At 72.9% G+C, this 12626-nt stretch carries 11 protein-coding genes (1 of these 11 running past the window's edge); 4 read left to right on the forward strand and 7 right to left on the reverse strand.

All coding sequences use genetic code 11. From position 1 onward, the window contains the following. The first annotated feature begins 127 nt into the window (after window positions 1-127). From hfq to ACFZ8E_RS13245, 3 genes are all read left to right on the forward strand, one after another. Entirely contained in the window at window positions 128-382 is a 255-nt protein-coding gene (hfq, locus tag ACFZ8E_RS13235; RefSeq protein WP_066925253.1) for an RNA chaperone Hfq, read from the forward strand. Window positions 383-525: 143 nt separating this feature from the next. Next, window positions 526-1932 (forward strand): GTPase HflX, encoded by a 1407-nt coding sequence (gene hflX / locus ACFZ8E_RS13240; RefSeq protein WP_147843072.1) that lies wholly within the window; start codon window positions 526-528, stop codon window positions 1930-1932. A gap of 26 nt (window positions 1933-1958) precedes the next feature. Further along, complete coding sequence (locus ACFZ8E_RS13245; RefSeq protein ID WP_405042951.1) at window positions 1959-3233, forward strand: adenylate/guanylate cyclase domain-containing protein; 1275 nt, start codon at window positions 1959-1961, stop codon at window positions 3231-3233. 96 nt (window positions 3234-3329) lie between these two features. Here ACFZ8E_RS13245 and ACFZ8E_RS13250 read toward each other — a convergent pair whose 3' ends face one another. The 6 genes from ACFZ8E_RS13250 to ACFZ8E_RS13275 form a co-directional block, all read right to left on the reverse strand. Next, complete coding sequence (locus ACFZ8E_RS13250; protein WP_405042952.1) at window positions 3330-4886, reverse strand: SulP family inorganic anion transporter; 1557 nt, start codon at window positions 4884-4886, stop codon at window positions 3330-3332. 11 nt (window positions 4887-4897) lie between these two features. Further along, window positions 4898-5608: a carbonic anhydrase gene (locus ACFZ8E_RS13255; protein ID WP_243932908.1), complete on the reverse strand. Its 711-nt coding sequence runs from the start codon at window positions 5606-5608 to the stop codon at window positions 4898-4900. Window positions 5609-5795: 187 nt separating this feature from the next. Further along, complete coding sequence (locus ACFZ8E_RS13260) at window positions 5796-6089, reverse strand: hypothetical protein (RefSeq protein WP_147729318.1); 294 nt, start codon at window positions 6087-6089, stop codon at window positions 5796-5798. Window positions 6090-6455: 366 nt separating this feature from the next. Next, window positions 6456-8711, reverse strand: coding sequence for a xanthine dehydrogenase family protein molybdopterin-binding subunit (locus ACFZ8E_RS13265; protein ID WP_405042953.1), 2256 nt, complete (start codon window positions 8709-8711; stop codon window positions 6456-6458). After that, window positions 8704-9786, reverse strand: coding sequence for an FAD binding domain-containing protein (locus ACFZ8E_RS13270; protein ID WP_405042954.1), 1083 nt, complete (start codon window positions 9784-9786; stop codon window positions 8704-8706). Before ACFZ8E_RS13270 ends, ACFZ8E_RS13265 begins: the two co-directional genes overlap by 8 nt. Next, window positions 9783-10280: a (2Fe-2S)-binding protein gene (locus tag ACFZ8E_RS13275; RefSeq protein WP_405042955.1), complete on the reverse strand. Its 498-nt coding sequence runs from the start codon at window positions 10278-10280 to the stop codon at window positions 9783-9785. Before ACFZ8E_RS13275 ends, ACFZ8E_RS13270 begins: the two co-directional genes overlap by 4 nt. A 225-nt stretch (window positions 10281-10505) precedes the next feature. Between ACFZ8E_RS13275 and ACFZ8E_RS13280 the strand changes: the two genes are divergently transcribed. After that, window positions 10506-11651: a sensor histidine kinase gene (locus ACFZ8E_RS13280; RefSeq protein WP_243946762.1), complete on the forward strand. Its 1146-nt coding sequence runs from the start codon at window positions 10506-10508 to the stop codon at window positions 11649-11651. A gap of 476 nt (window positions 11652-12127) precedes the next feature. On the opposite strand, the gene ACFZ8E_RS13285 is transcribed toward ACFZ8E_RS13280, so the two are convergent. Beyond that, on the reverse strand, window positions 12128-12626 hold the 3' end of the coding sequence (locus tag ACFZ8E_RS13285; protein WP_405042956.1) for a DEAD/DEAH box helicase. Its footprint extends 1139 nt past the window's final position; only the last 499 of its 1638 coding nucleotides appear in the window; its start codon lies off the right edge, out of view — the gene reads right to left on this strand; its stop codon occupies window positions 12128-12130.

Below are 12626 nucleotides of genomic sequence, written 5' to 3' on the forward strand. Positions count from 1 at the left end.
CTGTAATGCACGATTCCGCTCCGCGGCGGGCTCCTCAAGACCAGCGCTGCGGCGGCAGGATCGATGCCGCGGATAGAACGAAAACCCGCTCCCGAAGGCGGGCGCCAAGACAACAAAGGACAAGAAGATGGCGGCCGAACGCGCACAGAACCTGCAAGACACCTTCCTCAACCATGTCCGCAAGAACAAGATTCCGTTGACGATCTTCCTCGTCAACGGCGTCAAGCTGCAGGGCGTGGTGACCTGGTTCGACAACTTCTGCGTGCTGCTTCGCCGCGACGGCCATTCCCAGCTCGTCTACAAGCACGCGATCTCGACGATCATGCCGGGCCATCCCGTGCAGCTGTTCGAGCCGGACGAGACCGCCCCCGAGAAGGCGTGACCGGGCGCTCCTGACGCGCGGCCGGCCCCCGGTCCGCACGAGCGTGTTCCGCGCCATCTTGGTTCGCCGGCTGCTCAGCCCCATCTGAAGGGTTCCGAAACGCATCACGCCGCCGCCCCGACGGGCGCCGGCTCAAGGATTCCATGACCGAGACGCTGACCTCCGGCGAGGCCCGACTGCAGGCGATGGCCGCGCCGGAAGGCGAGATCGCCGCCGCGACCCACACCCTCGTCATCGGTCCCTACCTCAGCCGCACTGCGGCCGCGTCGCCGCACGGGCCGGCGCCGGTCTCGCGCTCGACGCAGGCGCGGCTGGAGGAGGCGGTGGGGCTGGCCGCCGCGATCGAGCTCGACGTGGTCGAGGCGATCCCGCTCAGCCTCGCCCGCATCCGGCCCTCGACCTATCTCGGCAAGGGCCGCGTCGAGGAGATCGCCGGCCTGATCAAGGCGAGCGAGATCGGCCTCGTGGTGATGGATTGCGCCCTGTCGCCGGTGCAGCAGCGCAACCTCGAGAAGGAATTCGGCGCCAAGGTCATCGACCGTACCGGCCTGATCCTCGAGATCTTCGGCCGCCGCGCCTCGACGCGCGAGGGCACGCTCCAGGTCGAGCACGCCCACCTCGCCTACCAGAAGTCGCGGCTGGTGCGGTCCTGGACCCACCTGGAGCGCCAGCGCGGCGGCTTCGGCTTCCTCGGCGGCCCCGGCGAGACCCAGATCGAGGCCGACCGGCGCATGATCCAGGAGCGCATGACGCGGATCGAGCGCGACCTCGACGCCGTCACCCGCACCCGCGGCCTGCACCGGCAAAGCCGGGCGCGCGTGCCCTACCCGATCGTGGCGCTGGTCGGCTACACCAATGCCGGCAAGTCGACGCTGTTCAACGCCCTGACCAAGGCGCAGGTGGTGGCGCAGGACATGCTGTTCGCCACCCTCGACCCCACCGCCCGCGCCACCAAGCTGCCGCACGGCGAGACCGTGATCCTGTCCGACACCGTCGGCTTCATCTCCGACCTGCCGACCGCCCTGATCGCCGCCTTCCGCGCCACGCTGGAAGACGTGATCGAGGCCGACATCCTGCTCCACGTGCGCGACGTCGCCCACGTCGATTCCGAGGCGCAGGCCGAGGATGTCGGCACGGTGCTGGGCGAGCTCGGAATCGAGATGTCGGCCGACCGGATCATCGAGGTCTGGAACAAGGCGGACCTGCTCGACGAGGGCGAGCGCACGCGCCTCGCCAACCTCTCGGCCCACGACCGCAACGACCGCGACGGCGCCGCACCGGTGCTGGTCTCGTCGCTGACGGGGGAGGGGCTGTCGGCGCTGACCGCGCGGATCGAGGCGCGCATCGCCCGCGCGCGCTCGACCTTCGCGGTCATCCTCGGCCCCGAGGAGGGCGCGGCCCTGCACTGGCTCTACGAGAACGCCGAGGTGCTCGACCGGCGCATGGAGGAGGGCGGCACGCTGCACCTCGCCATCCGGATCGCGCCGGAGAAGGAGCCGCGCTTCCTCAACCGCTTCGGCGGCGCCCGCCGGCTCAGCCGGGCCGGGTAGTCCCGACCCGCGCGGGCACCCGCCTCATGCTCGACGACAGGGCCGCACAGCGCGCGCAGGACGAGAACACCGTCCTGCGGCTGATGCAGCGCGCCACCGGCGGTCGCCTGCTGGTCCTGCGCGTGGTGATCGTGCTCGTGCTGCTGATGGCGGCGCAGGTCTACGACGGCTCGCTGCACGCGCTGAGCCACTGGTTCATCCTCGGCCTCTATGCGGCGGGCTCGGTCTGGTTCGGCCGGGCCGAGCGCGGGGAGGGGCGCCACGCGGAAGGCTTCGCCTGGGCCGGCACCGGGCTGAACGCCGGGCTGGCGATCTACGTCCTCGTCGAGCACATGCTGGCGGGCGCCGCCGACGATGGCGGGGCCGCCGACGCGGTGAGCCGGCTGCCGGCCTTCCTGCTGCTGCTGCAGACCGCGCTCAGCATGCGCGTGTGGCACGCGGCCCTGTTCTCCGGCACGGTCGTCTTCGCCTGGGGCGCCGCGATCCTCGTCGGCCTCGTCAACCCGGCCGGCTTCCTCGGCCCGCATGTCGATCTCGGCGAGCAGGTGCCGGGGCTGCTGACCTTCCTGGCCGCGAGCGTCGTGGTGGTCGACGGGGTCGCGCGCCTGCGCCACGCCGCCGGCGAGGCCGTGCGCCTCGAGCACGAGCGCACGCAGCTCGCCCGCTTCGTTCCCGACGGCGTCGCGACCGAGCTCGCCCGCGACGGCGACCTCGGAACGGCACGCCGGCGCCATGCCTGCCTGCTGGCCCTCGACGTTCGCGGGTTCTCGCGCCTGAGCCGCGAGCACCCGCCCGAGGCGATGGTGCGCGCGCTGCTCGCCATCCGCGCCCTGGCGCATGCGGCCGTGACCGAGCACGACGGCATCGTCGATAAGTATGTCGGCGACGCCGTGCTGGCGCAGTTCGTGGTCGGCGGCCCCGTGGCGCAGGCCCGCGGCGCGCTGGCCTGCGCCCGCGCGATCCGCACCCGGCTGTCCGCCCTGAACCGCACCCGCGCCGAGGCCGGCGACTTCCCGCTCCGCGTCGTCGTCGCGCTCCATGCCGGCGACCTCCTCGTCGGCGTCTTCGACGATGGGCTGCGCGCCGAGTACACCGTGCTCGGCCCGGCGATGAACACCCTCGCCCGCCTCGAGACCCGCGCCAAGGCGGCCGATCTCGACGTCGCCGCCTCCGAGGATTTCCTGCGCCTCCTGGGGCCCGCCCTCCCGGACGGGGCGCGGGCGGTGCCGGTGGCGGAGGCGGGGGGCCTGCAGCCACCCCTCTTCGCGATCGCGGATGCCGCCGTCCCGGCGGACGCGTAAGGCCGGAACGCGCGGGCTCGGGCACGCGATGAGCCGGCACCGCTCGCGCGATGCCGGCCCCGTCGTTCCGTCCCCTCGTTCCCGCGTGTCCGCCGCTCAGTCCTTGGACGGTGCCGCCACGGCCGCGACGAGCTTCTCGTGCGGCCGGCCGAACCCGCCGACGACCGACACCCGCGTGCCCGAGGCGGCGCGCCGTCCCGCCCAGTCCCCGATCATCTCCAGGCAGGTGTGGTCGATGTGGGCGAGGTCCTTCGTCCCGAGGCGGACCTCGCCGCCCTCCGGGGTCCGCTCCAGCGCCTCGGTGAGGTGCGGGAGCTGCAGGAAGGTGGCCGAGCCCGAGAGGCGCAGTTCCGGCACCCCCGCCACCTCCGTCGCCGCCGCGTGCTCGATCCGCAGGCGGCCCTTGCGCAGCGTAGGAATGACCTGGAGCAGGCTGAGCCCGAGCCCGACCAGCACGCCGGTGAGCAGGTCGGTGGCCACCACCATCACCATCGTCGCGAGCCAGATCGCGGCGGTGAGCCAGCCGTAGCGCGCGTGCAGGTGGACGGCGTGGTGGGGCCCGATCAGGCGCCAGCCGGTGACCACCAGGATGCCGGCGAGCGCGGCCGTCGGCACCAGCTTCAGCACCCAGGGGAGGGCGAGCAGGAAGGCGAGGAGCCACGTCCCGTGCATCACCGTCGAGGCCCGCGTCGCCGCGCCGGCCTGGACGTTGGCCGAGGAGCGCACGATCACCCCGGTCATCGGCAGGCCGCCGATCAGGCCGCAGATCAGGTTGCCGACGCCCTGCGCGCCGAGCTCGCGGTTGTACTGCGTGCGCGGCCCGTCGTGCATCCGGTCGACGGCGGCCGCCGACAGCAGGCTCTCGGCGCTGGCGACGGCGGCGATGGTCAACGCCATCACGATCATCGTCGGCTCGAGCAGCCGGCCCCACTCCGCCGCCCCCGGCATCGACAGGGTGGACAGGATCGCGTCCGGGACCTCGATCCGCTTGACCGCGAGGCCGCCGAGCCCGGCGACCGCGGTGCCGGCGAGGACGCCGATCAGCGCGCCGGGCACCATCCTCATCCGCGCCGGCCGCAGGCGTTCCCAGGCGATCATCGCCGCGATGGTGGCGAGGCCGACCGTGACGGCGCCGACGCGGTTGCCCTCGCCCGTGACGAAGTCGAAGAACGCGGCCGGGATCGCCACGAGGTTGTCGAGGCCCGAAGCCAGCGGCAGGGCGTCGGTGAGCACGTGGACCTGGCCGAGCACGATCAGCAGGCCGATGCCGGCGAGCATCCCGTGCACCACCGCCGGCGAGATCGCGCGGAACCAGCCTCCGACCCGGAGCGCGCCGGAGGCGACCTGGACCGCGCCGGCGAGCACGAGCACCGGGCCGAGCATCCCGAGCCCGTGCTGGCGCACGAACTCGAACACGATGACGGCAAGCCCCGCCGCCGGCCCGCTGACCTGCAGCGGCGAGCCCGCGAGCAGTCCGACGACGATGCCGCCGACGATCCCGGTGATCAGCCCGCGCTCGGGCGGCACACCCGAGGCCAGGGCGATGCCCATGCACAGCGGCAGCGCCACGAGGAACACGACGAAGGAGGCCGGCAGGTCCCGCGCGAGGGAGGCCGGGAGGATGCGCGCGGGGGGCGTTTGGGTGGGTCGCATCGGCCCGGCCCCTACGCGGCCGCCTGCGGCGGCGCGTATTCCGGCGCCGCCATGCGCACGGCCGAGCCTTGGGCAACGGGGAAGTCGCCGGCGGAATCGAGGGCGTCGAGCGGCAGGAAGCGGCCGGCCTCGCCGTCATAGGCCAGCAGGGTGCCGGTCTCGATCTCGAAGAACCAGCCGTGCAGCCGCAGCTGGCCCTTGGCGAGGCCCGCGGCCACGCTCGGGTGGGTGCGCAGGTTCGCGAGCTGGACGATCACGTTCTCCAGGGCGAGCGCCCGGTGGCGCTCCTTCGGGTCCATGTCGGCGGGATAGGCCTCGCAGACGATCCGCTCGGCCGCGTGGCTGTGCCGGAGCCAGGCGGCGACGTTGGGCATCCTCGCCAGGGCCTCGGGGCTCATCAGCCCCTTCATCGCGCCGCAATCGGAATGGCCGCAGACCACCACGTCGCGGACGCCGAGCGCCACGACGGCGTACTCGATCGCCGAGGAGACGCCGCCGGTGGCGGTCGAGAACGGCGGCACGATGTTGCCGGCGTTGCGGCAGACGAACAGCTCGCCCGGGCCGGCCTGGGTGATGTGCTCGGGCGAGACGCGGGAATCGGCGCAGGCGATGATCAGGGCCTTGGGCTGCTGCCCGTCCCTGACCAGCCGCTGGTACATCGCCTGCTGCCCCGGGAAGACCTTGTCCTGAAACTCGGAGATGCCTTGGATGATGTTGTCCACGAAGGATCCTCTTGCGCTGAAACGATGTGGGCGCCGACTCGCGGCGATCGCTGCGATGCCGGCACGGCGGGGCGCCTGCCGTCGAGCGGCGCGGCGCGGACGCGAGCGAGCCCGCGCGGGGGCGGCCGTGCGGGCTCGGATGTCGGGCGGGGCGGCGCCGGATGCCGGCGCCGGTCGGCGGATCGGATCAGCGGCGGCCGCGGGGGGCCGCGCTTCCGGACGCCCAGTGCGGCGAGACCACGTCGCGGCGCGCGACGGTGGCGCCGGGCATGTCGGAATACATCGGTGCGCCCAGAAGCTGCCCGGTGCGGTTGCGCTGCGAATGGGCGGAGCGGGGGTCGTGGTAGGGGTCGTTCACGTAGGAGCTCATGTGGCCGCCGCCAGCCGGCTGGCGGTCGCCGCCACCGCCCTCGCCGGCCCGAGCCGCGACGGGGAGGGCGAGAACGGCGGCGAAGAGCGCCGAGGCAACGATGCGCGTCATGAGATAATCCTTCCTCTCGAAGTTTTCTTCTGCAGGACATGCCGCCCTGCGCCAACGAGAAGAACATAACCAATGTCGTTCGACGAATATGTGTGCGAATGCACAAGTATAGCAAACTATATTTAATCCGTTTCTCTTTCGACTTGGGTGCGGCGGCGCACGCGGACCGTCCGCTGCGTCGAACGGAGCGGGATTAGACGCTGGCCGGCACCGCCGCAGCCCTTCGGGAGCGCAGGCGACCTGCGGATCGCGGGTCGGGCCGAACGACGACGGAGGCCGCGCCGCTGAGCGACGGGCCTCCGGGAGGGCAGGGCGGTCGGGACCGGGTTCGCGCCGGCGTGGGCTGCCGGATCGCGACGGCGGGCGCTACCCGAGCAGCTTGTCCAGCGTGATCGGGATCTCACGCACCCGGATGCCGGTGGCGTGCCAGACCGCGTTGGCGATGGCGCCGGCCGAGCCGGTGATGCCGATCTCGCCGACGCCCTTGATGCCGAGCGCGTTCACGTGAGCGTCGTCCTCGTGCACCAGGATCGCCTCCATGGCCGGCGTGTCCGCGTTCACCGGCACGTGGTATTCGCCGAGGTTGTCGTTGAGGAAGCGGCCGGTGCGGGCGTCCATCGCCGCGTGCTCGTGCAGCGCGAACGACATTCCCCAGATCATCCCGCCGTAATACTGGCTTGTGACCAGGCGCGGGTTGACGATGCGGCCGGCCGCGAACGCGCCGACGAGGCGGGTGACGCGGATCTGGCCGAGATCGGGGTCGACCTTCACCTCGGCGAAGACCGCGCCGTGGGCGTGCATGGCGTAGGTCTTGGCCGCCGCCGGATCGGTCGAGGCCTTCCCGGTCGCGGTGAGGCTCGCCCGTCCGGCGCGTGCCAGGATGTCGGAATACGCCTCGCTGCGGCTCTCGTCGTCGCGCCGGAAGAGTCGTCCGTCGCGGGCGACGAATCCGGCATTGCCCGCGCCGTAGAGCGGGGAGGCGGAATCGTTGGTGGCGAGGTCGGCGAGCTGCGCGATCACCGCCTGGCCCGCCGCGTGGATCGCCCCGCCCGCGGTGGCGGTGTGGGCCGAGCCGCCGGCGATGCCGGCGTTCGGCAGGTCGGAGGAGCCCATCCGGAAGGTCAGCCTGTCGAGGCCGATCCCGAGCCCGTCGGCGGCGATCTGGCCGAGCGCGGTCCAGGCGCCCTGCCCCATGTCGTGCGCGCCGGTCTCGATCAGGCCGGTGCCGTCGGCCCGCAGCTCGGCCTTCGCCTGCGCCTCGAACATCAGCGCCGGGAAGGTCGCGGTGCCCATGCCCCAGCCGACGAGGAGGCCGTTCGCGTCGCGGGTCTGCCGCGGCGCTCTCGGCCGCGCCGACCAGCCGAAGCGCTCGGCGCCGCGGGTGTAGCACTCGCGCAGGGCTTTGGAGGAGAACGGCTTTCCGGAGATCGGCTCGACCTCGGCATAGTTCGCCAGGCGGAATTCCAGCGGGTCCATGCCGCAGGCCAGCGCCATCTCGTCGATCGCGCTCTCCAGCGCGACGCTGCCCGAGGCCTCGCCGGGCGCGCGCATGAACAGCGGCGTGCCGGTGTCGACCCGCACCGCCTGGTGCCGGACCGCGATGGCCGGGCTGGCGTAGAGGGTGTGCGAGACGCCGCCGGCCGGCTCGAAGAAGTCGTCGAACCGGCTCGAGGCCGTCAGCGTCTCGTGCTCCAGCGCCGTCAGCTTGCCGGCGTCGTCGGCGCCGAGGCGGAAGCTCTGCCGGGTCTCGGCGCGGTGGCCGACCGGGCCGTACATCTGCGCGCGCGCGAGCACCAGCTTGACCGGCCGGCCGACGAGGCGCGCGGCCATGCAGGCCAGGATCTGCGGGCCGGAGATCAGGCCCTTCGAGCCGAAGCCGCCGCCGAGGAACGGACTCTCGATCCGGATGTTCTCCGGCGCGATCCCGAACAGCCCGGCGAGGCGCCCCTGGGCCATCGACATGCCCTGGCTCGGCGTGTGCAGCGTGAGCCGGTCGCCGTCCCAGGAGGCCACCGCCGCGTGCGGCTCCATGGCGTTGTGGTACTGGGCCGGGGTCTCGTAGGTCGCCGCGATCCGCCGGCTCGCGGCGGCGAGGCCGGCCTCGACGTCGCCGTGGGTCTCCTCCGGCGGCTGGCCGACGCCGATGCCGGGGGGCGTGAACGGCGGCTCGGCGTCGAGGCCGATGCGCGGCGTCTCGGCCTCGTAGCGCGGGCTCAGCAGGCGCGCGCCCTCGGTGGCCGCCTCCAGCGTCTCGGCGATCACCACCGCGATCGGCTGGTTGGCGTAGCGGACGGCCGAATCCTGCAGCAGGTCGAGGCGGAAGATGAAGCCGTGGGGCTTGTCGTCCGGGTGCTGGGCGAGGGCGGGAGCGTTGTCCGGCGTCATCACCGCGACGACGCCCGGATGGGCCTCGGCCGCCGCCACGTCGAGATGGGTGACGCGCCCGCGGGCGATCCGGGCGACGCAGAGCGCCGCATGGAGGGTGCCGTCCGCGACGTTGTCGGCCGCGAAGGTCGCCCGGCCGGTGACCTTCAGCGGCCCGTCGCGCCGGGTCAGGGGCTGGCCCATGCTCGATCCGTGGCGGGCCCGCTGCGGCGCGGACGTCAATGCGATCTCAGCCATGGGCGGCTCCTGCCGGCGAAGAGGAGGGGACGGCGAAAGGGGCCGCGAACGGCGAGGCCGGCAGCGCCGGCAGGCGCTCCGGCGTGCCGGCGGCCGCCAGCGTCAGGGCCCGCACGAGGATGCGGCGGGCGAGCTCGATCTTGAAGACGTTGGCTTCGCCCGACGGCTTGGCCCCGGCGAGCGCCGCGTCGGCGGCCTTTCGGAACACATCCGGGTCCGGCGCCTGGCCGGCGAGCAGGTGTTCCGCCTCCCGCGCCCGCCACGGCTTCAGCGCCACCCCGCCGAGCGCGAGGCGGGCCTCGCCGATCCGGTCGCCGTCGAGGCGCAGGCCGGCCGCGGCGGAGACCACCGCGAAGGCGTAGGAGGTGCGGTCGCGGACCTTGAGGTAGCGGGCATGGGCCGAAAACCCGGCCGCCTCCGGCGGCAGGCGCACCGCGACGATCAGCTCGCCCGGCGCCAGGTCGGTCTCGCGCTCCGGCGCATCGCCGGGCAGGCGATGGAAGTCGACCAGCGCCACCGCACGCCGGCCGCCCGCGCCCTCGATCTCGACGACGGCGTCGAAGGCCGCCAGCGGCACGCAGAAATCCGATGGGTTGGTGGCGATGCAATGCTCGCTCCAGCCGAGCACCGCGTGCAGCCGCGTCGCCCCGCCGATCGCGGCGCATCCCGAGCCCGGCGCGCGCTTGTTGCAGGGGGAGGTGGCATCCGCGAAGTACGGGCAGCGGGTACGCTGCATCAGGTTGCCGGCGGCGGTCGCGGCGTTGCGCAGCTGCGCCGAGGCGCCCGCGAGAAGCGCCTCGGCCACCGCGGGATAGGTCTTGGCGAAGCGCGGATCGTGGGCGAGGTCGCTGTTGCGCACCAGCGCGCCGATGCGCACGCCGCCGTCGTCCAGGAACTCGATCCGGTCGAGGCCGGGGAGGCGGGTGACGTCAACGAGGCGGGCCGGCGTCACGACGCCGCCCTTCATCAGGTCGAGCAGGTTGGTGCCGGCGCCAAGATAGGCCGCTCCGGGCGCCTGCGCCGCCGCGATCGCCTCGGCGACGCTGGCGGGACGGGTGTAGTCGAACAGGTTCACGCCGCGTCCTCCCGCATCGCCGCGCCGTCGCCGGCGCCCTGCGCGGCCAGCACCGCCTCACTGATGCCGGCATAGGCGCCGCAGCGGCAGAGGTTGCCGCTCATGCCCTCACGGATCCGCTCGGGATCGGTCCCCGCCTGCCCCTCCGTGATCAGCCCGACCGCGCTCATGATCTGGCCCGGCGTGCAGAAGCCGCACTGGAAGCCGTCATGCGCGATGAACGCCGCCTGCACCGGGTGCAGAGCGTCGCCGTCCGCCAGCCCCTCGATGGTGGTGACGGAGGCGCCGTCGAGGCCGACGGCGAGCGCGAGGCAGGCGTTGATCCGCCGGCCGTCGACCAGCACCGTGCAGGCGCCGCACTGGCCGCGGTCGCAGCCCTTCTTCGATCCGGTGAGATGGAGGCGCTCGCGCAGCAGGTCGAGCAGGGTCACGCGGGGATCCTCCAAGAGGACCTCGCGCACCGTGCCGTTCACGGTGAGCCTGAGAGGTATCATGCGATCTCCGGGCATGGCGCAGCTGGGATGGCGCAGCTTGGAATGAAACCAGATAGGATCGTGCGGTGCGAAGGCCAGGGGACGGACCTTCGCGCGGCGAGGGCAGGGGGCGCGGCAGCGCGCAGGGCGGGGGCAGGGAAGGGGGCGCGAACGGGGACGGCGCGGGCAGGGCGGTCCGCAACGCGCGTCGCCTCCCGCACCCATCCCTGCTACCCTCCCCGCGTCATGAGCGATCACCATCCGGACCTGAGCTACCGCCTCCGCCAGCAGGCGATCCTGTCCGAGTTCGGCGTCGAGGCCCTGCGCGGCGAGGACGTCGACGCGCTGCTGCAGCGGGCGACCGAACTCTGCGCCGAGGGCATGGGCGCCGAGTTCTGCAAGGCGCTGGAGCACCTGCACGACGAGGACATGCTGCTGGTGCGCGCCGGCGTCGGCTGGGGACCGAACGTCGTCGGCCACGCCCGCGTCGGCGCCGACCTCGCCTCGCCCGCGGGCTTCGCCCTCAAGACCGGCCGGCCGGTGATCTCCAACCACCTCGAGAACGAGAACCGCTTCCGCACGCCGCAGATCATGGCCGAGCACGGCATCCGCCGGGCGATCAACGTGCTGATCGAGAACCGCGAAGGCGCCTTCGGGGTGCTCGAGGTCGACGATACCCGCGAGGGCATGTTCACCGAGGCCGACATCGCCTTTATGCAGGGCTTCGCCAACCTGCTCGGCGGCGCGATCGAGCGGCAGCGCACGGAGGGGCTGCTCAAGCAGGCGCTGGCGCGGCAGGACCTGCTCGTCCGCGAGATGAGCCACCGGGTGAAGAACAGCCTGGCCATCGTCGCGAGCCTGCTCGCGCTGCAGGCGCGCAACGCCGACGACCCGGCCGTGCGCGACGCCCTGATCGACGCCCGCACCCGGGTCGAGGCCATCGCCGGGGTCCACGACCAGCTCTGGCGCCAGGGCGACACCACGCCGGGCGAGATCGACCTCGCGCAGTTCCTGGAGACGTTGACGGCCAACCTGCAGAGCAGCGCGCCGAACCACCGCATCCGCTGCAGCGCCGAGCCGCTGCGGGTCTCGGCCGACCGGGCGATCCCGATGGGATTGATGGTCAACGAGCTCGTCACCAACGCGATCAAGTACGCCTATCCCGACAGGACCGGGGAGGTGCGCGTGGGCGCCGCCTGCACCGGCGCGGCGCTCGTCCTCGACGTGTCGGACGACGGCGTCGGCCTGCCGGCGGATTTCGACATCGGCCGGGCCTCGGGCAGCCTGGGCATGCGCGTGATCGCGAACCTCGCCCGCCAGCTCGACGCCCGGATCGCGACGCCGCGCGGGCAGGGCGCCCGCTTCCACATCGAGATCCCGCTGGAGGCGTGAGACCGGTTCCGGCACGGTGGGCGCCGGAGGGCGCTGCGCGACCGCACGAAGATTTGCATCGGGGCGGCCGGTCATGCGTCACTACACCTCGGAGGAGGGGTTCGAGGGGCTCGACACCTTCCGCATCTTCGTCATCAACGCCGACGGCACCGGCTACGAGTCCGACGTGCGCGTCACGGTGCGCTGACCGCACTCGATTCCGGCCGCCGACCGCCCGGGATCGCCTGCGGAAACACGCCCCTAAAGGGCACATCCGTCATTCGCATAAGATATATTATGGAACTTAATAGACCGATGTCCCGGGGCGAGGGGGCTTCGGCCGGTCCCGAACCAGCTGGCATGCCAGCATCCGGCAGGATCGCCTTCACGGCCTCGGCGATCCGGGCCCGGCGGATCCAGGCTCGCGTCGTCCCAGGCGAGGGCGCTCCGAGCCCCCTGCCCTCTACGCTTGCCCCGAGTCACGAACGCCCTCGGCATCAGGCGGCCAGCGCATCGGCCAGGCGGCGGACATCGGAGACGATGCGTCCGTCGGGGAAGCGGCAGGCCACCTCCTCCGAGGCCCGGCCGATCGGGCGGATGCGGATCGCCGCCGGACACACCAGCTCGTCGCGGCGGTCCAGGGCTTCGGCGGCATCCATCGGCGCCGCGCGGCCGCCGCCGAGCCCGCGCCACCACTGCACCGCCTTGTCGCGGGCAAAGCCCGTCCGCTCCAGCGCGAGCCGGATGCGATGGGCGCCGTCGGAGCAGCGCAGCACGATGTCGAGGCCGTCCGCCCCGCGCTCGAAGCGCCAATCCGAGACCGGCCGCCAGCCGTCCGCGCGCTTGGACAGGATCGGCAATTCGTCGTCGGCCGCGGCCTCGTGCTTGGCGGACGCCGCGTCGTCCTCCGGTTCGATCCAGCAAGGCTCGCAGGTCGAGGCGTTGAGCGCGATCAGCGCGCCGCAGCCGGGGCAGGGCTTGGCCCGCGCCAGCCCT

The sequence above is a fragment of the Methylobacterium sp. HMF5984 genome (genome assembly GCF_045033435.1).
Classification (GTDB): Bacteria; Pseudomonadota; Alphaproteobacteria; order Rhizobiales; family Beijerinckiaceae; genus Methylobacterium.